Here is a 25,866-nt window from a genome sequence, read left to right as displayed (position 1 = left end):
GCAGAATAGGCAAAAAGCCTGGAATTGTCATCCTGAACGGAGCGAAGCGGAGTGAAGGATCTTGTTTGAAACTCGTTGTAACTCTAGTATAATCAAGTTATTAAGGGCTGTACCAGCAAGATTCTTCTCCCGGCCAGGCGGGATCAGAATGACATTTTAATGATATTGCGCATTGTGCGACAGCCTGCGCAATGGGATCTATTTCCATAAAATTGAAAAAGCATAATTCTAAGTATAAAATAGTTGCAAAATAGATCCCTTCTGAATAACAGTGAAAGGTTCATGAATAGTCCAGGTTAATAAACAGAAAATGGAAAAGGCTATTGTTTACTGTCAAAAATATATCGTTTTTTATGCGGCAATTTCAAAATAAGGTTTTTGAGGTTAAGAATGTTTCCTTTGAAGTGTCAGCTGGGCAAACTTTGGCTTTGTTGGGAGAATCAGGATCAGGGAAAACATTAACGGCATTAGCAACAATTGGCTTATTACCGAAACAGGCAGAAAAGATAGAAGGAGAAATTTGGCTTGAAGGCAGCAGATTTTTTGTTGGTCGTCAATCATCAATTGGCAGGCTTCGTGGAAAAAAGGTAACAATGATCTTTCAATCTCCTTTATCTGCTCTTAATCCGGTTTTTACTGCTGGGACGCAGATATTGGATGTTATTAAAACCCATGCAAAATTATCAAATAGTGAAGCCATTGATCGTTCAATGAGTCTCTTTGAAAACGTTGGTTTTTCCCATCCTGAAAAAATTTATCATGCATATCCACACCAGTTAAGTGGGGGGATGGCACAAAGAGTTATGATTGCAATGGCTTTGAGTTGTAATCCAAAATTAATTATAGCAGATGAACCCACCACAGCTCTTGATGTAACAACACAAATTCAAATTCTTGAATTAATCAAAGACCTGCAAAAACAATATAATTTTGGATTGTTATTGATTAGTCATGATATAGGAGTTGTGGCAGAAATGGCGAATGATATTGTTATCATGCACAATGGCGAAATTGTAGAAGTCGGGATGAAAACGGCAATCCTAGAAAATCCAAAATCCGAATATACTCGTTCTCTATTGGTAAATAGCTGTTTTCATAATTTTATTTGATGGATGAGAGAAATGGATGACCAAGAGATATTTTTTACTGTAATCAACTTAAGAAAAGAATATCAAATAAATCCTAAAATTAAAAATAGTAAGGCCTTGGAAAGGCCGGCTGTGAATAATGTATCTTTTCATCTAAATAATGGTGAATGCATGGCCATTGTGGGGGAATCCGGAAGCGGTAAAACAACACTTGGCCGTTGTTTGTTACGGTTGGTTAAACCGGACGGGGGGAGTGTGATTTATCAAGGGAAGGATCTTTTAGCAATTCCTGAAAAACATTATCGCCATTATCGTAGAAAATTTCAAATGATATTTCAAGATGCTTCTCTGGCTCTCAATCCAAGACAGACTATCGCTTCATGCCTTGCAGAACCAATACGATTATATGAGAAATGTGGTAAGAATGAACTATGGAAACGGGTCGATGACTTACTCCAATTGGTCCACTTAGATGTCGAAATCAAAAATAGATATCCTCAACAACTAAGTGGAGGTCAGCGTCAGCGAGTTTCAATCGCACGGGCTTTGGCTGTTAAGCCAAAACTATTAATTGCAGATGAACCTACATCAAGTCTGGACGCATCAGTAAAATACAAAATCATTGAGTTATTAAAGCATCTCCAACTTAAATTTAAAATGACAATGGTTTTGATTTCACATGACATAAATTTGGTTTTAAATATGTCGGATCGTATAGGAGTAATGTATAAAGGTGATCTGGTTGAAATATCAAATACGAATTTAGCGATTCACAATTTAATGCATCCTTATTCCAGGTTGCTGATAGAATCTGCAAGATTTAATAAAGCATACAATGATACGAAAAATGATTTGGACCCTTCTTTCCTAAAATCTAAAGGAAGCCAAGCGTGTAGTTTTTCAGATCGCTGCCCATGGACAGAAATGAGATGTTGTCACGAAAAGCCACTTCTGAGAAATATAGGAAATAATCATTTTGTAGCTTGTCATTTTGCTGAGAAAGTTGCAAAAGAGCCTAAATTTTCTAGAAATATTAAAGCTAGTGAACCAGTTTTTTAAATGGTAAATATGGTTAAATTTTTAATAAATCGATTATTGCTTTCATTATTGATCATTTGGGGAATTCTTACAATAACATTCTTGGTTATTCATCTCGCTCCTGGTGATCCTTCCTCGATTTATGTTAAACCGGAAATCGGAGCAAAAGCTGTCGAGAACATTCGTCGTCAGATGGGTTTGGATCTTCCCTTATGGAAACAGTATTTAAGTTGGGCTTCCGAATTCATACAGGGGAATTTTGGTATTTCTTTCACTCATAAGAGACCTGTAAGTCATATCTTTGCGGAGGCAATTCCTAATACATTGCAATTAACGGCAGTGGTTTTTCTCATCCAGTTTATTGTTGGTATTAGTCTCGGGATCATTATGGCAGTAATGTATAAAACAAAGGTTGATTTTATATTGAATTCTCTGTGTCTTTTTTTCTATTCATTGCCGGGTTTTTGGCTTGCTTTAATGGGGATTTTATTGTTTTCAATTAAACTATCATGGCTTCCATCAAGCCAGATGGAATCATTGCAACAGATTGATGGATTCTGGGCCCAAATTGTCGATCGAATTCAACATCTGATTATGCCTGTTGCGGTGTTGGCAATCCCATTTATTGCTTATACGGCAAGATTTGTGAGAGGAAGTCTGTCAGATGTGCTGCAACAGGACTATATTCGAACAGTAACCGCCTATGGCGTTAATAGATATAAGATTCTCTTTAAATATGCTTTAAAGAATGCGCTTTTACCTTTAAACACATTAATAGGTGTTTATTTACCATTTCTCTTAGGAGGCGCTGTGATTACAGAGTACATTTTTTCTTGGCCGGGGTTGGGAAGAATTACTGTTAATGCAATTTTTGCACATGATTATCCGATCATTTTAGCAAGTGGTTTTATAGCTGCAGTTGCAGTTATTGTCGGTAATCTAATTTCTGATTTGTTGTATCATAGAATTGATCCCCGTATTAAAATTGCGGGTCATGTTTAAATAAAACCAATAGAAATGTCAATAGCAGTCCAGACAATATCAAATAAAAATGGTAATAATTTAAATCGAACTGTTACTTTTTGGAGCAGGTATTTACGTCAAAAATCTTCAATTATCGGTTTAATCTTTGTTTGTGCTTTGACCCTGGGTTCAATATTTAGTACTACCATTACAAATAAAGACCCGAATGCTCAAGGCAATCTATTAACAAAACGTTACCTTTCACCATCTACCGATCATCCTTTTGGTACCGACAAATTCGGTCGTGATATTTTAAGTCGAGTACTGTTTGGTGGACGGATCTCCTTATCGATTTCTTTCAGTGTGGTAATCCTATCCATGACCATAGGCTTGATATATGGAACCGTATCCGGATATTTTGGCAGCTTTATAGATACTGTGATGATGCGGCTTTTGGATTTTAATCTGGCATTCCCAACTATATTTTTAGTAATCACTGTATTATCCGTTTTTCAATTGAACCACTGGTACTTAGTGCCTGTCTTAGCTTTAACTGGATGGATGGAAACTGCCAGAATAGTTCGTGCAGAAGTTTTGTCATTAAAAGAAAGAGATTTTATACTGGCTGTAAAGGGATTGGGATTCAATCACTCCAGAATTATATTTCGTCATCTTATACCTAACTGTATGGTCCCGGTTATCATTGCAGGTACTTTCAAAATTGGCGAAGTCATTTTGTTGGAATCTGCTTTAAGCTTTATTGGGATCGGCGTGCAACCTCCAATAGCCAGTTGGGGCAGTATTATTAATGATGGAAGAAATGTGTTATTAAGTAGTTGGTGGATTGCGACTTTCCCAGGGATTTTTATCGCTTTAACAGTAATAAGTTTTAATTTAGTAGCAGATGGATTAAATGAAAGTCTTAATATTTAATGTTTCTATTATTCAGATTTAGTAGGGAATGATAAAATGGCAAATACAACCAAAGGCCTAAACAAGTTTGAGCATGAAATAATCGGTGAGTCGCCTCAAATTATTGAGGTAATCAACACAGCTAAGAAAATTGCTCGAACTTCTTCAATTACAACTTTGATCACTGGAGAAAGTGGCACAGGGAAAGAATTATTTGCTCGGTTGATTCATAATCATAGTGACGCTGCGAACCAACCGTTTGTGGATATCAACTGTGCAGCAATTCCCGAGACATTATTGGAATCGGAATTGTTCGGGTATGAAAAGGGAGCATTTACCGGCGCCCATATAAGTAAAAAAGGATTGTTTGAGTTAGCCAACAGTGGATCCATTTTTCTTGACGAGATTGGCGATATTACGTCAAATTTTCAAATAAAAATATTAAAAGCTGTAGAAACAAAAAGATTTCGAAGGATAAGCGGGCTCAAAGAAGTCGAAATTTCTACGCGAATTATTGCGGCGACAAATGCAGATCTCAAAGAAGCGGTCAAAGCAGGCAAATTCAGAGAAGATCTGTATTATCGTTTAAATGTTTGTGAAATTACGATACCCCCACTTAGGGAACGCGGTAAAGATGTTCTTATTTTAGCCCAGCACTTTATTGACCATTACAACAGAGAATTTGACCGGCAAGTAAAGGGTTTGTCACCATCTGCAATTGAGAATGTTCAAAATTATCCATGGCCTGGTAATATTAGACAATTAAAAAATTCAATTGAAAGAGCAGTATTGGTTGAAAGTGATGAGTGGATTGAACCTGATGATATATCGTTGGATTATCGAAAAGAAAAACGCCATGAAATTATAGAGCCTGTCATAAATACAACCAACAAATCTATAGAATTTAACAGGTTTGAAATTCCAGATGAGGGTATTTCAATAGAAGAAGTAGAGCGCGGCCTCATCTTGAGTGCTTTGGAAAAGGCCAATGGGAATATTAGCAAAACTGCCAAGTTATTGCGAATCAATCGTGGTAAATTACGATATAAGTTGGAGAGAATGGATGTTCCATCCGATTTATCAAGTTCTTTGAAGTTAAAACCTCAATACTCTGTAGAACCAGCGAACCTAAATTAAATTTTGAAGAAGAATGCTTACCTTGAATACGAAATAAACAACAGCCCTAACCATATTGTTGTTAACGTTGTAGATACAAATACTGGAGAAATCATTCGGCGCATTCCGCATTTAGAAAGTTCTCCAAGTGAAAATAATTTAGGGAATTTGGTTGATGAAAAAGTTTGAGTTGATGTAATCTAAGCGCTTTCATTTTCTACAAAACAGATTCGGGGTTTATCACTCTAATGCATAAATAACTCTTATTGCTTGGAAAATATAGCAATCCACCGTATATTTTCAATTGTTAAAAGAACTCTATCTGAAATTCCATTTGAAATATATTAGACAAATCCATCGAAATATTTGCCACGGATCGAATGTCTGCAAGACGATTGCACCTCGATGACTTATGGTTTGTGATGTTTCGAAACAAGGTAGAAAATCGGTTTGTTGGTCGAGCCGGTCTGCACAATACTGAAATAGAAGGCAATCCCGAAATCGAATTGGCTTATGACTTTGCGATTTGAATACTTTGGCAAAGGCTTAGCCACCGAAATGGCGACAGCAATATTATCGATTGGATTTGAAAAATTCAGGTTGCCGGATACTGTTTCCTTTACATTGCCTTCTAATCTTGCATCGAAGCGGGTCATCGAAAAGATTGGATTTAAATATGAGAAAGACATCATTTATGCAAGCCTTCCCCATGTTTTTTACATAATAAATTCAAACATGAATACAAAAGAAAGTACCTGACAAATTTAGATGAATCAGTGAAAGAAGTAAAAATATCCATCCAATTAGCTCGAAGACTAGTTTTGCAGTCTCAACTCCTTTCTGGCAAGGTAAAATCAGAAAAAGGAAAAGAGGGTGTCCTCCAATCTATAAACAAATTGGGTTATGTGCAAATCGATCCACTATCTGTTATTGAACGCGCACACCACCACACATTATGGACACGATTGCCGGATTATGATGCCAGGTACCTGAATGAACTACAAGCAAAAGACCGGCTTATTTTTGAATATTGGGGTCATGCGCTTTCTTATTTACCTATGACTGATTACCGTTACTTCATTCCCAGGATGGATAATTTCAGAAATCCAAAAACCAAATGGGTTCAGATTCTACAAAATCAAGGTGAACCTTTTATTCAACCAGTGCTGGAACGAATCCGGAATGAAGGCCCATTGAGCATCAAAGAGTTTGAAGCAAGCTCGAATGATAAGAATTCAGAGGATTACAAGAAAGCTATGGGAGTTACATTGGAGCTGCTCTTTTGGCGGGGAGATTTAATGGTTTCCAGACGAAATAATTTACAGAAGTATTATGATTTAACAGAAAGAGTGATCCCAGGAAATATAGACATTACAATTCCCGCTAATCATGAAATCTGCGAATTCTTAGTTGGCCGGGCCTTAAGTGCCTTCGGTGTAGCACAAGAAAAAGAGATTAGACTTTTTATGCAGCCAGAGTCTTCACGAGATTTTCATTTTCTTGCTGCCAATAAAAAAATGATATCTTCATATCTCAAAGAGATTGTTCACAGCGGTAACGTCATTCCATTAAAAATTGAAGGGATCGAGGCAAAATTCTACACTATGAAAGGAAATATTGAAACCATTTCAAACCTTAAACAAGTCCTTCCTACTGTTTTTATCCTTTCTCCTTTTGACAATTTGATTATCCAGCGTGAACGAACAAAGCTTTTGTTTGGATTTAATTATGCTTTGGAATGCTATACTCCAGCCACCAAAAGAAAATATGGCTATTTTGTTTTGCCAATCTTATGGGGTGAGGTTTTTGTGGGACGAATGGATGTAAAAGCAGATAGGAAGAATGCTGTTCTAAAAATCCTCAACTTAGTTTTTGAACCTGAGTTTAATTCCTTTGATGAACTTTTACCCCTATTTTCTAAAAAATTGATTGATTTTGCTCGATTCAATAAATGTGATATAATCGAGGTTGATAAGGTAGTACCAGCAAAAGTAAAATCAGAATTGGTTCAGCTGGTGAAGAATTAGACAGGTTTTACAGCATGGCCAAGATATAAAAAACCTTACTTTTTGTTTCATCATCCATAATGGAGTTAAGCTCCACGGCTAACTTGTTGATTTCGAATTCTCATAACAAAAATCATTTTAGAATGTTTATCTTGTTCATAATTAACATGCTAAGTGTAGATAACTATTGTATGCCAACCTAAATTTATTTATTTTCGAGAGCAGAGATATTGAAGTATGGTTGAACATGACTGAGTTAGCTCAAAAATTTGTAAAAGAAGCTCTTCTTCTTCCACGTGGAGATAGGGCAGAATTAGTGGTGAGACTATTAGAAAATCTTAATAATGACAATACAAACAGAAGTAAATCGTCTTAGGGCTGAAGAAGCGAAAAAACGTGTAATAGAATATGAAGATGGCAAAATCGAAATCGTAGATGGCAAACAAGTATTCAAAGAAATCAGAAATCGACTTAGGGGATGAAATACTTTAAATAAATAAATTATAATTTTAAAATGAAAGGGAATTAAATGGGAAGAAAAGAAGTGGAAGAACAAGCCATAAAGCTTGCGAAGGACAATAAAAAGAGTGAACCTCAAATAAAGAAAATATTCTGGTTTCCAAATGATGATGAAGTTCGACTTGTTGAAATTGAAGATGATTTTGTCATATCAGGCAGTAAAATTGTAGAACCATTTTACTTCGATGCTTCACCAAAGGATGATTTGCCGTTACCTTCCGGAGTTGCGATTATTCGAAGCGATGAATTTAAAAAAATATCACTTCCTGATGACTGGGGAAGTTGGGACGATGCGCAAGAACTCGAGATCGATTAATGACTTGGAAAGATGCCTATTTAAAACAAGCGTTTTCGGATTATAGTATTTACCAGGAATTCCAAAAACCCAAAAACAGAAAACCTGTTTGCCATCAATTGCATTATTTACAAATGGCAACTGAAAAATTTTCAAAATCTCAATTATGTAAAGGAAATAAGCCACCTGAAAAAAAGACACATTTTGTGTTAGTAAGATATTTACGAACAATTAAGCGTTTACCTCAAATTAGAAATATGCTTGGTTTTAAAGGAAAGCACGAAGCATTTGGATATTTTATAGACAGTCTAATACCAGTAGCAGATATGATTGAGAATCTTGCTCCGGCAGGAAGTGGAATGCCAAAGCCAAATCCTGAATATCCATGGGAGGACGTAAAAACCAAACAAGTAGTTTCTCCACTTGATTATGAATTTATGAATCTTTCCGATTCAATTACAGTTATGGCAAAGTTTAAAGCTTTATTTGATACATTAATGCATCGTCATGGATATAAAAATCTCTATTAATTAAATGATTCTACAAGCAAATTATAAAACTAATATTACCTCTTCGATTGAAAATCTATCTAAACCCTACCCACCTCCTCCGAAGCTTCCCGAATCATAAACTCCTGAATTTTAGCGCCTGCGTCCACTAAACTTTTTACAACTTCCACATAATTCCCTTTTGAATTATCACAATACCTAGAACCATGATATATCCTTTTGTTATTCAAAATCAAGACAAAATATTTCGGTCCTCCATTCTTTATTTTGCGATTACCTAATTTTTTACTATTTTCATAAAACGTAAGACGTGAAACTGCAGCCGGTAATATGTTTGCACAGATATTTTGTCTGTAGCTTTTTAATCAAAAAGAATGCTGGAGAACCTTGATGAATAATTTGAGTAGAAATTAAATGCGAATTATCCTGTACTGTCTTCTTTTTTCCTTTTTAACCCATTGTTCCAAAGATCTCTCCAATAATTTCAGTGACATCGAATTGGCCTGGCTGGATACGGCCAACCCGGAAGAATTAGACTGGTCAGAGGCAAAATTAAACGAGGCCGAACAATTCTCCAAGGAAATTGGTTCGCCGCAGTCTTAGTATTGTATGACGGCTATATTATCGCATCCTGGGGTGAAATCGAATATAAATACCTCGTACATTCGATTCGCAAAAGCTATCTCAGTGCGATGTATGGTATACATGTAGATCTCGGTAATATTGACTTGAACAAGACACTGGCTGACTTAAATATTGATGACACTCCAAATCCTTTGACAGAAACAGAAAAGCATGCAAAAATTTCCGATCTATTAAAAGCCAGGTCCGGGATTTATCTGCCGGCAGCTGCAGAAAGTCCGCAAACCAGGGATGGTAAACCACCGCACGGTAGTCAGAATCCGGGAGAATACTGGGTTTACAACAATTGGGATTTCAATGCATTAGGAACTATTTTCGAACAAGAAACCAATACAAAAAGTTTTGAGGAATATGAGAAGCGCATTGCCGGTCCGTAGTGATTATTGGCAATTGCAAGATTTGATCAGAAATGCAACATTGGACTAGTTGCCGCAAATACTAAGCTGCGATATAAGAGGAGAAGTTAAGGTCAATTAACATTAAGAGAATCAATATGATTTCAAATCCAAAATTATTCGGCCATTCTTCGCCAGTATTTCCTGTTCCGGATGTCATAGAAACAGCAAATTATTATAAAGATTACCTGGGTTTTGTCATCACATTCACATATGGCAATCCACCTTATTATTCTGTTGTGAAGCGGGATGATATTGGAATCCACTTTACAAAAGTAGAAAACAGGTCTGTTGGAATTTAACCTAACCAACTATTCATTTTTGTTTATGATGTGGATGCGGTTTATCATGAATTTAAACAGAAAGGTATTGTAAATATGCAGGAACCTGCCAACCGTGATTATGGCATGCGTGATTTTGAATTTATTTGATTTGAATGGCCACAGGCTGACATTTGGCAAGAACATATAATTGTAGAATATGCTAAATTCGAACACAAGTTCACCGAAGTTCACAACACAGCTGTTTGTTTTGCCAAAAACCAAATCTTTTAGTATCATTCGCTAATGAATTTTTTATTATGGAATATACCTAATTGATTGAGAGCAGTATGAGCGAGAATGAGCGAATTTCTTCCGATTTCATCCGGAACATCATTGCAGAAGACTTGAAAGCGAATAAAAATGACGGACGGGTTATGACTCGCTTTCCACCCGAACCCAATGGTTACTTACATATTGGACATGCCAAATCATTTTGTCTCAATTTTGGCATTGCCCTGGAAAACCAAAACGGTATTTGCAATCTACGTTTCGATGACACCAATCCGACTAAAGAAGAGCAAGAATATGTTGAATCCATAAAAGAAGACATACGTTGGCTCGGTTTCGATTGGGAAGATCGCGAGTATTATGCTTCCGATTATTTTGACCAACTCTACCAATTTGCTGTACAACTCATCAAAGATGGTAAAGCATATGTGGACAGCCTGAGCGCAGATGAAATCAGGGAATATCGCGGAACATTGACTGAGTCGGGTAAGAATAGCCCATACCGTAACCGATCTGAGGACGAGAATTTAGATTTATTTGCGCGTATGCGGGCTGGCGAATTTCCGAATGGGACACATGTATTGCGTGCAAAAATCGATATGTCATCTCCTATTATTAACATGCGTGATCCGGTTCTTTATCGCATTTTACACACTGAACACCACCGCACCGGCGATAAATGGTGTATTTATCCAACCTATGATTTTGCTCATGGACAATCGGATTCTATTGAAGGAGTTACCCACTCGCTTTGCACCTTGGAGTTCGTAAACCATAGACCGTTATATGACTGGCTTCTCGATGAATTGAAGATTTTCCATCCACAACAGATCGAATTTGCCCGTCTCAATCTAAGCTATACGGTACTAAGCAAACGTATGCTTTTGGAGTTGGTCGAAAATGATAATGTGAATGGTTGGGACGATCCTCGCATGCCTTCCATTTCCGGTTTTCGCAGACGCGGCTACACACCTGTATCGATCCGCAATTTTTGTGATCGTATAGGAATTGCCAAGTTCAATAGTTTGATAGAGTTAGCGGTATTGGAAAACTGCGTCCGGGAAGATTTGAACAAGCATACTGCCAGGGTAATGGGAGTTCTTCGACCCTTGAAGGTAATTATTGATAATTATCCTGAAAACAAAACCGAAGAGCTGGATGCGGTCAACAATCCCGAAGATGAGAGCATGGGAAAAAGAAAAGTGCCTTTTTCAAGAGTGATCTACATCGAAAGGGAAGACTTTCGCGAAGACCCGCCAAAAAAGTTTTTCCGTCTCGCTCCAGGCCGTGAAGTTAGGCTGCGTTATGCATATTATATTACATGCACTGATATTGTCAAAGATGACCAGGACGAGATTGTAGAACTTCACTGCACTTACGATCCGGAGACGCGGGGTGGCTGGTCACCGGATGGACGAAGAGTAAAGGGAACCCTCCATTGGGTATCAGCTCAGCATGCGATAACCGCTGAAGTACGACTATACGATCGTTTGTTTACTGTTGAAAATCCCAGTGGGCATAAAGAAAAGAATTTCAAAGAGTTCTTAAATCCTAACTCTTTGGAAGTTCTGACATCGTGTTTTTTGGAACCAAGCCTTTCCAATGCTAAGCATGGAGAACGCTTTCAATTTGAACGACAAGGGTATTTTTGTGTCGACCCTGATTCATCTCCGGGAAAACTGGTTTTTAACCGAACGGTAACCCTGCGTGATTCCTGGGCAAAGATCGAACAAAAAAATCTAAAAAAATAATTTTAGTTTGTTTAGCTTCCCCCATTTTTTTTGAATCCCGACTTTATTTCAAAAGCATCATTTTTTTCGTAACTGTGAATAGCTTTGTATCCGTTCCTTTTGCTTCTATGCGGTAAATATAAATACCACTTGCGGCTTTATTGCCGAAATTATCCAACCCATTCCATTCAATTTTGAAATAACCTGGCTGTGATTTCTTATCGACCAATGTGCGAACCAATTGTCCATAAACATTGTAGATCACAATCTTAACATTCACTGTTTGTGGCAACTGATATTCAATTTTGGTTGATGGATTAAAAGGGTTAGGATAATTTTGAGCTAAACCGAAATCAGTTGGTATTTCAGCTGTCTGATCATTAACTGCAGTAGTAATATCTACAATGAAATTACCAATACTATTTGTCGGACCAATGGTTGTAATGCCATCTGATGCTAATACACTCCACAAGACTGTTGGCTGTCCATTCGCTATTCCCAATGTGTTGAAATTAATCACAAGTGAGGTATCAATAATCGTAATTTCTTTAAAGGCACCTTCGATAATCAATGTTAGCTTATATTTTATAGTATCATTATCTACATTGCCAGCAGCAGACCATCTAAATTCAACACTATTTTCTTCAATATGTATGCCATCAACTGGCAGCAATCTTTCAAATGGACCCGGTGGATCATCAACAGGAAGAACGGTTATTAACACAGTTGCAACATTCGATGTGTCTTGATTATTATCATTGATCGTGTAAGTAAATTGATCAATGCCAAAATAATTTTTATTGGGAGTATAAATAATATTACCATGAACACTTTTTTGAACTGAACCATGAGATGGAGGATTTACAATAGAAATAGATTCACGATCAATTTGTCCATCCGAATCCGAATCATTTGTAATCAGTGAAAAAGTTACAGATGCATCTTCATTTGTAAATGCTGTATCCGCAACTGCTATAGGCTTTCTATTCAAGGCTTTAATGTAAATACTGACCAGAGCAGGGTTTGAAACTGCATTGTTATTGTCTTTAATTGTATACTTGAGTGAATCCGTTCCAAAAAACCCATGATTAGGTGTATATAATATTTCTCCATTTTCATTAGAACTTACCACACCATGATCCGGTAAATCGACAAATTCAATCGTTGACAGGACAACTGTGCCATCGATATCAAAATCATTTTTGCTAACATTAATAGTTACTGCTTGATTTTCAAGTGTTGAATCCTGATCCGCCATTGCCACCGGTGCATCATTGACGGAATTAATGATTACAAAGACTTTACCTGTTCCGGCGGCACCATTATCATCCAGAATATTATAAAAGAATGAATCCGTTCCATAGAAATTGGCTGCAGGCGAATATTTAAGTGTCTGGTTTTCAGCATTAATACCAACTAAGCCATGTTCTCCTTGTGAAGCGAAAGCCAAAGTGATCACACTTCCATCGATATCGAAATCATTCGCCAGAACGTCGATATCAACAGATGTATCTTCGTCAGTGATCACTGTGTCAGCAATAGCCACCGGAGCATCGTTAACAGCATTTATAGTAATTGAAATATTCACAGGACCAACGGTAATTGGAGCAGATTCACCATCACCTGTGTCTGTTACGATGTAATCAAAACCTGCCTGCCCGATAAAATTTTCGACAGGAGAAAAGTGAGCAAAATGCTCATTTTCTAATATTGTAGTTCCATTCACCGAGTTAAGAACAGTAAAAAATAAATCCTGCTTAGAAGTCTCAATATCCTCAACTAACAACCTTAAATCAAAGGTTATTTGAGTATCTTCTTGAATTATTGCACTGCCTCCGGTTGCTTGTGGTGGATCGTTAACAGGATTAATTGTTACATCAATTGTTACCGGACCAATTGTTATTGGATCTGATGTTCCATCACCTTTATCGGTAACTAAATAATGGAAACTTCCAGAGCCGTTATAATTTGAAGTTGGAGTAAATTGCGCAAAATATTTATCGTTCAATGCCACAACTCCATTTGTGGCATTGGTAACCGTAAATGTCAAATCATTATCTGCAGTCTCCAGGTCATCAACTAGTGTCCGTAAATCAACTGTTGTATGATTATCTTCGATTGTAACGATCGAAGTCGCTGATGCATTAGGAGCATTATTAATTGCTGCGACAGCCACATTGATTGTTATTGGACCTGTCGTAATTGGCAATGACAAACCATCACCTGTATCTGTAACACTATAAGTAAAACTTCCCAATCCATTAAAATCAGCATTTGGAGTAAAACGAACCGTATGGTTATTATCAAGGAGTTCGGCAATTCCATTGACCGTATTATTAATGTAAGCTTCAAGCACCTTTTCAGGGATCCCGACGGAAAAAGTAAGATTTTCATCCGGAGTTTCGATATCCTCAACCAGCGGGAATAAATCAACTTCAATGGGTATATTTTCGTTAGTATTTAAGGTAGTTCCTGTTGCGATTGGAGCATCATTCACAGGAACAATTGTTATACTAATCTGGAATGGACCAATGGAAATCGCCGGCTGGTTTCCATCACCAGTGTCTGTAACACTATAGATAAATCTAGCCGATCCACTAAAATTCGATTTTGGAACAAAATGTGCAATATGGCTGCCATCCTGAATAACTACAGTGCCATTTACCGAGTTTGCGATTGTAATTATCAAATCCTGGTCCGGAGTTTCGATATCGGTAACGAGTGCATCTAAATCGATGTCGACCTCTTGATCTTCATCAATGATAAGTTCTATCGAGGATGCGGTTGGAGGGTCGTTGATCGGATTGATTGAGATTTCAATACTTTCCGGTCCTACTGTCTCGGGAGCTGCCGTACCATCTCCGGTGTCAGTTACTTGGTAATTAAAACCTGCATTACCATTGAAATTAGAATCTGGTGTAAATCTAGCTGTATAACCATCCGCAAATAACTCGACACTTCCATTTATCTCTTCTATTATTTCAAAGAGTAAATCATTAACGGCCGTTTCCTGGTCAAATACTAAAGTTCGAAGATCCACGTCGACTTGTTCGTTCTCATCAATATTTAAGCTCCTTCCCTCTATTACTGGCAAATCATTCACAGGATTCACATTTATATTAATTTGAATTGATTCTACGGTTATAGCTTGTGCTGAACCATCGCCAGTATCTGTCACTGAATAGACAAAACTTTCTGTGCCATTATAATTTAAATTGGGAGTAAACCTCATCGAATGACCATCTTCCAGCAATTGAACAGATCCATTCGATGCATTACTTACGGTGAAAATCAAATCTTCATCCTTAGTTTCTACATCTTCTACCAATGTTTGCAGATCGATAGTGATTAATGAATCTTCATTAATATCCACAGTTATCGACGAAGCTTGAGGAGTTGAATTAACAGGTGTGATTATGATATCAATTTGAATAGGACCAACTTCTATTGGTAGTGCCGTGCTATCTCCCGTATCTGTAACAGAATACGAAAAGCTTGCATTTCCATTAAAATTAAGATTGGGAGTAAAACTGACTTCATGACCATCAAGCAGTTCAACGGATCCATTTATAACTTGGTTAATTGTAAAATTCAAATTTTCATCAGCAGTTTCAATGTCAGTTATACGGTTATTCAAATCAATATTGATTGACACATTTTCAGCAATAGTCACATTTGTATCCGACACAGCTGGGATGTCATTGATTGGGTTTACAGATACATGAATTTTGACTGGCCCAACCGTATTCGACGGATCTCCTGTATCAGTCACTAAATAGCTAAATTCAGCTGAGCCATTGAAATTTTCATTCGGTACAAACTGTGCCGTATGGTTATCTGGTAAAAGATTAATAGATCCATTTAAGGGACTTTCAACTTGAAAAAACAAAAGACTATTTAAAGTTTCTTCATCGCTTACAAGTGAATGCAAATCAACATCCAATGATATATCCTCGTTTGTCGTTAAAGAATCCCCTGAAGCAATGGGCAAATCGTTTACCAAGGTTATAACGATTGTAAAAACAGTAGTATTTATAGTATTCCCTTCAATTCCATCAGATACATTAAAATCGAACGCATCACTGAGTGTGAAGCTTCCATTGTGTTTATAGGTTAATCCACCGTTATTAATATCATCCTGAGAAAATGTTTCACCGACAGCCAGGTTGACTCCATTTAGCCTTAACTTTCCATTTACCGGAATAACCTCTAATGTATAAATTAGCTCATTATCAGCATTGTCCACATCAGCCACTAAAAGTTTATTATTTGATATTGTGGCAGAATTTCCTTCCAATACATTCAAACCGGCATTAATAATTAAAACTGGCGGATCATTTAAGCTGGTCGCTCGTAAATTTTGAATCGAAAAAATTAGTACAAAAAGATTAAATAATATTATCTTGTACATAGTTATTTCAAATAATACTCCTACTTTATTCTGGAGTTTATCGCTAATTATTTCTAAAAACTTCTTCATACAAAGTTTCCCTCAATTTAACAACTAATATTTATCCCTTTATCACAAAGAATAATGCTTGGTGTAATAAAAATATGCTGAAGGATTTAAACTCATTAATCTCACTAAACAAATCCACTTACTAAAATTATCTCTTAACTTTGTCAAATTTTCTTATTTTACTATTATTGCGAATTAACCTGTGTTATCATGAAACAAACTGTTTTAAGATACACCACTATTATTCATTCTTCTAGCTTGTAAACCTTATAATTGCTTATAGTTACAACAAGTATGCCAGTTGTAAAAAATTTGTATTTACGGATTCAAATGCTCTAATTAATTATCCCTGTATTTTTAAAAAGATAAAGATCAAAATAGGTACATTAATAAAAAAGCCTGGACCTCTCGATCCAGGCTTTCCTCTGGGCGGTAAATTCTAAATACGAGATAGTTCTCTGTTTCATTTCATCATTAGCATTTTCCTTGAAAATGATTTTTTACCGGTTGTAACAGTGTAAATATAGACACCCGTAGAAACCGGAAGACCTGACTCACTTCGTCCATCCCATAGTACACTCTTAAATCCCGCAGTCTGCTCTTCGCCATGGATGAGAATGCGTACGAGCCGGCCCTGTAAATCATAAATCATTAATTTAATTTGGGTTGTTTCTGCTAAATTATAGCGAATATTGGTTTCCGGATTAAAAGGATTTGGAAAATTCTGAAATAATTTAAAATGACCCGGAACCAGTCCAGCTTCCCCAGCGATATTTTCCACAAATGATTTCTTTCCAACTGCTAATCGTAAATTCTTGCTTAAAAAATCATTTCCGGTTTTAACTGAATACACAGGATTCTGTTTAAGATTATGGGTAAGTTTGAGACTTTCATCGATTAAATAAATTTCCCATTCTTCGGGTAAATCACCAATCCAATCAAATGAGAGTATTACTATTTCATCTAACTGATTGGATTCTACCCGGAAATCCCAGACTTGATCTGTTTTATCAATCGGTCTAATGTCCGAACTAAACATCCGGGCCGGTTGATCCCACTCTGAATGCGGAAATGACACTGAGACAAAATCGCCTATTACAGGGGGTTCGGCAAAATCCAGTTGGTCGTAATCAACTTTAGCGTTCTTTCGTACACCTACCCAATTATTTTCATCAGTCATTTCACCTGCAGTCGCTGATATTCTAACCAACCATTCCCCAGCGCTTAAATTTATCAAATTTTCACCCGATTTACCCAGGCTGCCTGGTGCTGCTTTTGGATTGAACACTAAATAAACAGGATTGTTATTGACGCCCTGATCCGGAATATAGATTGCATAGCCCTTCCACGGCTCCATAACATCGGTTATTTTCCATCCTTTTTCATAAGAGTTTATGACAATATTAGCGCCGTTGGTTTCATTCTCAAAGGAAATTGAATCTTTGTGAATCGGGAAAGCAAAAGGTGTCGCAACCAGGTTCCAACCCTCATAGATTTGAAATTTATAGGGTTCGATTGTGTTTATGGTTAAGCCTGGTCCACTATCAATCACAATGTTTTCTGAACTAGTTATGACAAAAAATGCCCGGCCCGGATTAAAGTTTCGCACAAGAGTCCCTTCCAACAAGCGAGAGTTTTCAGGATATTCGGGACGATAGTCAAATAACCGCCAAACCGTATCATCGGATTTACCAAGATCATCCGCCACCACAGCAGATATAGTGCCATCGTTTAATGAAAACGGAACTGAGAATAATTGATAGCTGGTTTCGTTAACTCCTGATATAAGAGGAACAGCTTTACCATCAATATCTGTGGGAAATTCTCCATCACCGGAAATTCGGGTTCGAATTGGAAACCAACTTTCATTCCCCCCATCATCCGGCCAATTATTTCCGTTACCAACAATATCAATAGCTTTTATTCTAATTTCTAATCCCCTGCTGGTCACATCTTGCGCAGGAATATCAACAATAAACTCATCAGTATCTCCTACTCTTTGAGCATAGCGAGATGGTTTTAAAGTTTCTGCACCGCCCAAGCGATATTGGATCAAAACACTATCAACCTGGGATTGGTCAGTAACAATAAAACGATCTTGGAAAATTTCACCAGCGTTTGCAATATTTTGGTCATTGGTAAGCTTTCGCGTAATCACCGGATTGCATATATCCCAGCGATATTGAATCGCCGTCACAGAATCCTTGCTGGAATTTCCGGTAGAATCTGCGAACCAAAGATATAACTCATTTTCACCGCATTGAAAAATGTTATCAAAACCTATTGAGAAAGTAAATTGGGTTGCACCGTTGCCAGGCAATAGTATCAGTTCATCATACTCATGGTCATTTGCCGGAATTGAGTTAAATTTCCAACGAATTTCTCTGGCATCATAGGTGCCTCGATCACTATCCGTTGGAATATCTACGGTTAAAGTAAATGTATCATGATCACCAAACCATTGGGTCTCTGGAATCGAACGACTCAAAACGGTTGGTGCTTTTGGCGGCGTAATATCAAAAACAAAACTTTCTTGAATAGCATTCAGGTAACCTGAATTTCCGCTACCATCAACCAGCCAAATATAGCAATTCCAGAACCCTGTTGTTATCCTCCCTCTCAAAGGAATTTGGACACACGCTTCATCCAGTTGCAATGCATAGCGGCCACCGAATTTAGTTGTGTCAGTAGCAGATTGAGGCGGAGAAGCACTGCTGGAAAATTTCCACCAAACTTCAGCTATTCCACTTGAATCTACCGGATTTTGCCAACAAATCGATAAATTATCGGCATTTGTATATCCATCAAAATTACCCCAAGTTGCAGTCAGTTGAGTGATTGGTAACGGAGGAGTTTTGTCTAATCCAAATCCATTTAGATTAATCGAAAATACGGCTTGTGATTTGTCGTTGGTAAAAAACGTCACTCGATTTCCATCGTACGAACCATAGTCAGGTGGATGGAAAATGATGGTGACAGACTTGGTATCTCCCAAAGCTAAGGTAAAATTAGTTGGAGAAACGCTGTAAGCACTTGAAAGTGAAGTTGTAATATTGTCAACTTTAAGATCCGCATTCAGATCAGGATCTGGGGCTGGTAAATTAAGCACGAGCACTTTTCTCTTTGTTGAAGAATTTTCATCAACATCACCGAAATTGATAACCAAGTTTGGCGATAGAATCATTCTAGGCCCAAATCCTGAACCTGATAATGGAATTTCATTTGTCGTTTGATTGGGAGCAATTGCATCGATAATCAAACTCCCACTGAAATCAAATCGATTTGTAGGGCTAAAACGAATTTGTAAAACAAATGACTGGTTTGCTGTAAGTGTCAACCTTCCCGGGTCATTCGTAGCAATGAATGGCCCTGAGATAGACCGAATGGTAAAGATCAAATCTGAGGAATTATTATTACTGATTGTTATCGATAAATCTTTAGATTCTCCCACTTGAACATTCCCAAAATTTAATGCCCTGGGATTAATCTGAGGTTGAGCAAATACTGTATTTGTCGCTAGAGTTACTGACAAAATAAATATTAACCGCATTAATTTTTTCATTCTTATTTTCATAATTATTATGCTTCTTTATCCTCCTTTCTATTTTATCATGGAAAGGACGGAGGGCCGGGAAGCGGTAACGCTACTTCAACTTTCGGTCCTCCCGGACTGGATTTAGCTTCACCATTTTTATTGAGCAAATACATTCCGAGACCTGCCCCGGAAGCTAGGGCAAGTCCCATGATTATCCAAGTAGTATGACTCTGATCAATTTGAATTAGATTGTCGGTTAGCACAAAACTTTTTGATCTTTCACTTGCGCTCGTCCCAACCAATCTCGCAGCCACAATTACCATATAATCCTGCAAATCTCGAAAATTTCCCCTGACGACAGTATTTACAGTATTGGTAACATTTCCATCCGATACATCGACTAACCGAAAATCTAATATATAATTTGTTCCCCTTCTCTCAATGGTTCCGTTTACAATGTAGCCCACACCCAAAGCATTTGCAGCTTCAGTCTGGCAATAAAGTGTGGCACAGGAATACAAATCGATGTTGTTTTCTCTTAAAATATTTTCTACCAGAACCATTTCTATTGGATCGTACCCTTGCATCCCTTGAAATTCGTTAGTTAAAACGTAAGTAATCCTTCTCATTTCTGTTCGTTTTAATGTCCCTTGGCCTTCAATTGGCAACACTGCAATTTTATTTCCTCCTGATTTTAACCCTTTCGCAAGGACAATATCTGGCAAAAACAGACCTGAAAGGAAGCTGATAAGAAGGATAAGACAAATGGTTTGTTTCATTTTAAATTTCTTTTCCCTAATTCATTATTTCGCGTTTCAATCATAAGACCACTATTGAACAAAATAGCTGTCTCAGTTGCTTTCGCAAAATTAATGCCACTCTAATTTTAAAATTGGATATGATTAAATTATCTGGGGTAGGATTATAGCTATTGATCCTCCCAAGACCATAATGCGTCTAATGGAGAAAAAATGATTTGGTTTTATTGTAACGGTATCCTCTTTAATTATAACATGTTACAAATAGGTGATTATTGTGACACACAAAAAAATACTGCCTTAATGATTTTTTTTGATAATAAATCTTTTCAATGCTAAACCGTAAAAATTGACTCAATAAAATAATTCTGAAATTAACAATAGTGCTCATCTCTGATCCATTTGTAAAAACATGAAACAAGAATTGTGAAAATTCTTTAGCGAATGACCCTGGTATATTTACCGCTGATCCAACCTGTCTTACTAGATCGCAAACGAATTTTTAACCATCCGCGAAGTTGTGTGCGGCTCTCAAACTGCTCTCCCTTTCGTACAGAATCAATAACTGGATGTTGCATCCCGGGTCCGTCTCTCACATATAATAAATTTGCCAAAATCTCAAATCTCTTAACTGAATTTTTAGATTCAATGGTTGTCATTCCGGAAAAACTCTTTGAGGATGCTTTGTGAAAGGATAAATTCAGTGAAAAACCATGGATGTAGGAATCACCAATTTCACTATTTGTCAATCCATAGCCCAATTTCAAATCTATATTCGACAGTGGGATGTTCAAAGATGCACCGGATGTGAATCGATTCTTATTCATACCAATTTGAACAGACAAATTGTTAAAGGATTTGATTTCCACGCCGAAATGACGAACCGGTTTTTCATTCCACCTGTTTTCGATTTCACCGCTGAATAACAAGTACGGTGCCAAGTGGTAAGATGCACCAATCCTGATAGTTTGCTGAAACAGATCCGTGAAACCATTATCCCATTTTTTCTGTGTATTGATGTCCTGAATCATAATACCCATTTTAAAATTTTGAATAAGAGTAACAAGAATGGCAGCATCAAATCCATAACCTGATGCTGTTCTATTGTCTAGAGAATGATAAATCCATTTAAAATTTCCGCCCATTGAAAGGCGGGAATTTATTTGTCGGCCAAAAGAAATCATGAAAGCATTTTCCGAATTGCTGAAAAAATAATCGGGTTCCAGTGTATTCGTTTGCCTGGCTTCCAGGTTGTTGACCTTATAACCAATCCAGCTGAAACCAAACGAACCTACCCTTCTCAATGGCAAGACCGAACCAATAAAGTGAAATGTACGATCGAATGGCAAATGGCTGTATTGTACATTTAGTTGAATATTCCTCATTTGAATGAGGCCGGCAGGATTCCAATATACAGCAGTAGCATCATCTGCAATGGCAGTGAATGCGTTCCCCAAAGCTAACGCACGAGTGCCAACGCCAAATCTCAGGAAAGCGCCTGGAGAGCCGAAATTGTCATCGGCAAAAGTAAAATTAACAAACAGGAACAAAGAGAACAGATGATGAATTAATATAAATTTACTTTTCATAATTTAGTCTGCTAAATTTATAAACCGAAGAGCACACTGACATAACAGAGTACTGTTTCATTAGACTTGACCCTGGCATTTCTTCTATTTCACTTCATTATTTTGTTCAGCGAATCGTGACAATTCGAATAACATTATGGATTCTACCCACAGTTATTTTACAAATGTAAACACCACTCGCGACATAATTGCCCTTTGCATTTTTGCCATCCCAAAAATCATCAGTATGTTCTCCAGCCTGTCTCATCGTCTCATCAAGAATTGTTTGAATTAAGTTATGATTCATATCATAAATTTGAATGGATACCCATTCATCTTGAACCAGGTAATATCGAATCCAAGTGTTTTGAATATTCAATGTCATTGGATTGGGAAAATTATAAACAAGCTGTAAAGTCGATTCGCCTTCCTCAATATCATTATTTTCGTCGTTTAAATGAATACTCACCTCTTCGGAAAAATCACTTTCATTACCTGATTTATCATAAGCTGTTACTGCAAAAAAATAGGTGTTTCCGGAGGTTAAGTCATTAATCAACCACGAAGTATTATTTTCCACATCAATAACGTGTAGATAATCTCCAGAACGTAACCCATAATAAATTCGATATCCCGCTAGATCGGGCTCTGAATTTGGCTGCCATAAAACAAGCACTGATTCTAACGAAAACAGGACAGTATAAATTGAATAAATAATTTGTAAACTCATAAATCCCTTTGCTACAACTTTGTTTCAATTCATCCATTAAAATCCTTAAAAAGACCGGTTGTCAGAAACACAGCATAATTCCTGACAACCGAAGGTTCAAAAGAATAATTTTATTTTGGATCAGTTTGCCAAAGCGTCTTCTAATATTTTTTTACTTTTATTTTCAAATGGCCTTTCTTCTTCCATCTGCTCTATTGGTTCGAATTCTTCCTCAGATTGAGTTTGAAAATCAGTTTCTCCGAACCTTTCTTTTCCTCTTTTGAAAATCCAATACACAATACCGCCCACAATGAGAAATCCAAGAATAATCAAAAGCACAATTGGCATAATTGAGGAAGATTCCGGCTCGATATTAGACGTCGAGAGCATTAGTTTACTCTCTTCTTTTTGAGTTTGTTTTTGAATTACAGGTTGTGCTTTCTCCTGGGGACCCGGGGTAGCTTTTTTCACCTTTTCGACTTTCTTAGGATGGATCATCACATTTTCTAAATTTCGTACAAGTTTGTTTACTTTTGTGATGGTTTTAGCTTTGTGCAATTGTTTAATTGACTCAAGATCCGGAATGATAATATTTTCATTAGGATGCACAAGGTTGGGATTTGGGGCACGATTGATCAATGCCAATTCTTTCCAATAATCCGGGGTGCCATAATACTTTATCGAAAGCTGACTCAAATACTCACCCTTTTCCACATTATGGACAATCGGTTCATCAAGAAATAAACGGAAACTCCATAAAATGCTATCTTGAGTCAAACCGAAAATCACAAGTGAAACGACGGAAACCACCAACATGACTTTTTTCATTGTACTACCTCCAATTTAAGTGATTAAAAAATTAACCGGTTTTGATCAAGAGTATTCTCAATAGTCGTGCCACCAGGATTAGCCAAAAAACTTCTAATAAAATTAAAGGACTTTAACCTTTAATTTACAATAGGTTAGACTTTAGCATTGTTTAAAATCTCAATAAATTCAAAAAATAAAGAATCAACGAATATTGTAATTTTTACACAGTTAATTTAATCCAACTGAATAATCCACTCAACAATTAAGCAGCTTAAGTCTCAATTTAATAAGGGTTTGTAGATATTCCCCTGGCAACACAAAACGTATGTAATAATTACATAGTTTGTTATATTAGTGTTGACCGAAAATTCACATATGTCATTTCGACGAAGCCCTTCGGCTCCGCTCAGGATAAACTCCGCGAGGAGAAATCTTTTTTCAAAAACTATGATAAGATATAGGAATTACGGAATTTATAAGATTTCTCACATCCGTTCGAAATGACAGTGTACACTATGATAAAAGAGTTTTCGGCTAAACCTTATTTAGTTGGTTGGACTTTAATCCCGTATTTCCCCATTTTGTTATATAAGGTTTTTAGACTTACTCCAAGAATCATTGCAGCTTTAGTCTTATTATAATTGACTCTTTCCAGGTTCTTAACAATCATGGTTTTTTCAATATCGGCAAGACTGGAGTCCAGGGCAATAGATACCATTGTTGGGTTCATCGCATTTTCGAGCAGCCTGTTAGGCAGTACATCCGTTTCTATAATTTTCCCCGGACTTAGAAGCACCGATCTTTCAATTACATTTCTCAATTCACGGACATTCCCCGGCCAGGAATAATTCATCATTAAGTTCATACAATGAACAGAGAAGCTTTGAATTTTCTTGCTATTCCGTTGATTGAAATATTGTAAAAATTCTTTTATCAATACCTGCATATCTTCGAGTCTTTCCCGCAAAGGTGGAAGTTCCATTTCAACAACACTCAATCTATAATAGAGGTCTTCACGCAAAGTTTTACGCGGTTCTTGATTTGTTGCGGCAAGAATCCGAATGTCAACCTTAATTTCTTTCTTACCACCCAATCTTCGGAATTTTTTTTCTTCCAATGCTCGAAGGAACTTTGCCTGAACATCCACCGGCATATCACCGATCTCATCCAAAAACAGGGTACCCCCATGAGCAAGTTCAAAACAGCCTTGTTTCTCTTGCAACGCTCCAGTGAATGCCCCTTTCTCATGACCAAAAAGCTCATTCTCCAGAATATCTTTAGGGAATGCTGCACAGTTAATTGCAATGAACGAACCGGAACGACCGCTTTTCCGATGGATGGCTTTAGCCACCAATTCTTTACCGGTACCGCTTTCCCCTGTTATAAGAACATTTGCTGTGGAGTCTGCCACTGCAGTTATCATTTGATAGATTTCCTGCATCCGTTTACTTTGTCCGATAAGTTCATCAAAACGGACAATATTTTTTAACTCATTCTCCAATTGCCAATGCGATAAAAGCAAATTGTAATGATCCATGGCTTTGGGAATTAAAGATAACAGGCGAATGGTTTCAACCGGTTTGGTTAAATAATCATATGCGCCGGCTTTCATTGCTTCAACGGCTGTGGAGACAGAACCTTGTCCTGTAATAAAAATAAATTGTGTGATGCTGCCGTTTTTTTTCATACGGGCAAACAATTCGAATCCATCCAGTTTTGGCATCACAAGATCAACCAATGCGACGCCAATCTCATTCTCCTTCAATTTATCCTGTGCTGCTAAACCATCCAATGCTTTAACGACCTCATATCCCTGGTCTTGCAAAAGGGTGCCCAAGCCCTCGACGATATTTTCTTCATCGTCAGCAATTAATATTTTATCTTTTGAAGAAGACGAATTCATATTCATTTCAATTTGATTGTCGTTTGGTTTTGGTTTGTTTACTTTTAGCAGCGTTGGGGCTAGCTTCCGCAAATTCCGCAATCATCTTTTTTATTGTATCCATTTCTGAACAAACAATACTTATATGTTTTTTTAATTTTGTCAAATTTGGCTCATTCGACCGATTTAATTCGATTTTGATAACCTCCAAATTGATCCCCATTGAATGTATGGGATTCCTGATTTTGTGCGAAAAGTGTTCAATCAAGTTGGTGGAATCTTTATCTATTTTAGGTTTTTTCATCGATTAGTTGAATTCAGCGCCAATTTTCTTTTTTTCGGCTGACCCATAAATATACAATATTTTTCCGATAATCGCTT

General features: G+C 37.0%; 21 protein-coding genes and 1 pseudogene. 15 read left to right on the top strand and 7 right to left on the bottom strand.

What is annotated here, in order from left to right; genetic code table 11:
• The first annotated feature begins 323 nt into the window (after positions 1-323).
• The 15 genes and pseudogenes from IIC38_11900 to IIC38_11830 all read left to right on the top strand — a co-directional run bounded on the left by IIC38_11900 (position 324) and on the right by IIC38_11830 (position 11,785).
• Positions 324-1,109, top strand: coding sequence for an ABC transporter ATP-binding protein (locus tag IIC38_11900; protein MCH8126649.1), 786 nt, complete (start codon positions 324-326; stop codon positions 1,107-1,109).
• A gap of 12 nt (positions 1,110-1,121) precedes the next feature.
• Complete coding sequence (locus IIC38_11895) at positions 1,122-2,147, top strand: ABC transporter ATP-binding protein (protein MCH8126648.1); 1,026 nt, start codon at positions 1,122-1,124, stop codon at positions 2,145-2,147.
• Complete coding sequence (locus IIC38_11890) at positions 2,148-3,128, top strand: ABC transporter permease (protein MCH8126647.1); 981 nt, start codon at positions 2,148-2,150, stop codon at positions 3,126-3,128.
• Positions 3,129-3,143: 15 nt separating this feature from the next.
• Complete coding sequence (locus tag IIC38_11885; GenBank protein MCH8126646.1) at positions 3,144-4,022, top strand: ABC transporter permease; 879 nt, start codon at positions 3,144-3,146, stop codon at positions 4,020-4,022.
• 36 nt (positions 4,023-4,058) lie between these two features.
• A complete protein-coding gene (locus IIC38_11880; protein MCH8126645.1) occupies positions 4,059-5,138 on the top strand; it encodes a sigma-54-dependent Fis family transcriptional regulator in 1,080 nt (359 codons plus the stop codon).
• A 3-nt stretch (positions 5,139-5,141) separates the two neighbouring features.
• Complete coding sequence (locus IIC38_11875; GenBank protein MCH8126644.1) at positions 5,142-5,306, top strand: flagellar protein FlaG; 165 nt, start codon at positions 5,142-5,144, stop codon at positions 5,304-5,306.
• 191 nt (positions 5,307-5,497) lie between these two features.
• Positions 5,498-5,876: pseudogene (locus IIC38_11870) on the top strand (GNAT family N-acetyltransferase).
• A gap of 17 nt (positions 5,877-5,893) precedes the next feature.
• The gene (locus tag IIC38_11865) at positions 5,894-7,144 is read left to right on the top strand and encodes a YcaQ family DNA glycosylase (GenBank protein ID MCH8126643.1); all 1,251 of its coding nucleotides are present in this window, start codon (positions 5,894-5,896) and stop codon (positions 7,142-7,144) included.
• 323 nt (positions 7,145-7,467) lie between these two features.
• A complete protein-coding gene (locus tag IIC38_11860) occupies positions 7,468-7,605 on the top strand; it encodes a hypothetical protein (GenBank protein MCH8126642.1) in 138 nt (45 codons plus the stop codon).
• 47 nt (positions 7,606-7,652) lie between these two features.
• Positions 7,653-7,958 (top strand): hypothetical protein, encoded by a 306-nt coding sequence (locus tag IIC38_11855; protein ID MCH8126641.1) that lies wholly within the window; start codon positions 7,653-7,655, stop codon positions 7,956-7,958.
• The gene (locus IIC38_11850; protein MCH8126640.1) at positions 7,958-8,467 is read left to right on the top strand and encodes a hypothetical protein; all 510 of its coding nucleotides are present in this window, start codon (positions 7,958-7,960) and stop codon (positions 8,465-8,467) included. The genes IIC38_11855 and IIC38_11850 overlap by 1 nt, the downstream gene beginning before the upstream one ends.
• A 393-nt stretch (positions 8,468-8,860) precedes the next feature.
• Positions 8,861-9,049 carry a hypothetical protein gene (locus IIC38_11845; GenBank protein ID MCH8126639.1) on the top strand — a complete coding sequence of 63 codons (189 nt, stop codon included), beginning with the start codon at positions 8,861-8,863 and terminating at the stop codon, positions 9,047-9,049.
• A gap of 2 nt (positions 9,050-9,051) precedes the next feature.
• Complete coding sequence (locus IIC38_11840) at positions 9,052-9,465, top strand: serine hydrolase (protein MCH8126638.1); 414 nt, start codon at positions 9,052-9,054, stop codon at positions 9,463-9,465.
• A gap of 116 nt (positions 9,466-9,581) precedes the next feature.
• On the top strand, positions 9,582-9,785 hold the full coding sequence (locus IIC38_11835; protein ID MCH8126637.1) for a hypothetical protein: 204 nt from the start codon (positions 9,582-9,584) through the stop codon (positions 9,783-9,785).
• A gap of 308 nt (positions 9,786-10,093) precedes the next feature.
• A complete protein-coding gene (locus IIC38_11830; protein MCH8126636.1) occupies positions 10,094-11,785 on the top strand; it encodes a glutamine--tRNA ligase/YqeY domain fusion protein in 1,692 nt (563 codons plus the stop codon).
• 43 nt (positions 11,786-11,828) lie between these two features.
• On the opposite strand, the gene IIC38_11825 is transcribed toward IIC38_11830, so the two are convergent.
• From IIC38_11825 to IIC38_11795, 7 genes are all read right to left on the bottom strand, one after another.
• Complete coding sequence (locus IIC38_11825; protein ID MCH8126635.1) at positions 11,829-16,244, bottom strand: tandem-95 repeat protein; 4,416 nt, start codon at positions 16,242-16,244, stop codon at positions 11,829-11,831.
• A 442-nt stretch (positions 16,245-16,686) separates the two neighbouring features.
• The gene (locus tag IIC38_11820) at positions 16,687-19,785 is read right to left on the bottom strand and encodes a choice-of-anchor D domain-containing protein (GenBank protein ID MCH8126634.1); all 3,099 of its coding nucleotides are present in this window, start codon (positions 19,783-19,785) and stop codon (positions 16,687-16,689) included.
• A 47-nt stretch (positions 19,786-19,832) separates the two neighbouring features.
• The gene (locus IIC38_11815) at positions 19,833-20,537 is read right to left on the bottom strand and encodes a hypothetical protein (GenBank protein MCH8126633.1); all 705 of its coding nucleotides are present in this window, start codon (positions 20,535-20,537) and stop codon (positions 19,833-19,835) included.
• A 416-nt stretch (positions 20,538-20,953) separates the two neighbouring features.
• Positions 20,954-22,105 (bottom strand): SH3 domain-containing protein, encoded by a 1,152-nt coding sequence (locus IIC38_11810; protein MCH8126632.1) that lies wholly within the window; start codon positions 22,103-22,105, stop codon positions 20,954-20,956.
• Between the two features lie 106 nt (positions 22,106-22,211).
• Positions 22,212-22,814, bottom strand: a complete 603-nt coding sequence (locus IIC38_11805; GenBank protein MCH8126631.1) for a fibronectin type III domain-containing protein — start codon at positions 22,812-22,814, stop codon at positions 22,212-22,214.
• A 120-nt stretch (positions 22,815-22,934) separates the two neighbouring features.
• On the bottom strand, positions 22,935-23,621 hold the full coding sequence (locus IIC38_11800) for a hypothetical protein (protein ID MCH8126630.1): 687 nt from the start codon (positions 23,619-23,621) through the stop codon (positions 22,935-22,937).
• A gap of 523 nt (positions 23,622-24,144) precedes the next feature.
• Positions 24,145-25,578 carry a sigma-54-dependent Fis family transcriptional regulator gene (locus tag IIC38_11795; protein ID MCH8126629.1) on the bottom strand — a complete coding sequence of 478 codons (1,434 nt, stop codon included), beginning with the start codon at positions 25,576-25,578 and terminating at the stop codon, positions 24,145-24,147.
• Positions 25,579-25,866 lie beyond the last annotated feature (288 nt).

This window comes from candidate division KSB1 bacterium (assembly GCA_022566355.1).
Lineage (GTDB): Bacteria > Zhuqueibacterota > JdFR-76 > JdFR-76 > DREG01 > JADFJB01.
Note: the sequence above shows the minus strand (reverse complement) of the source record. Positions and strands in the feature narration are given on the sequence as shown.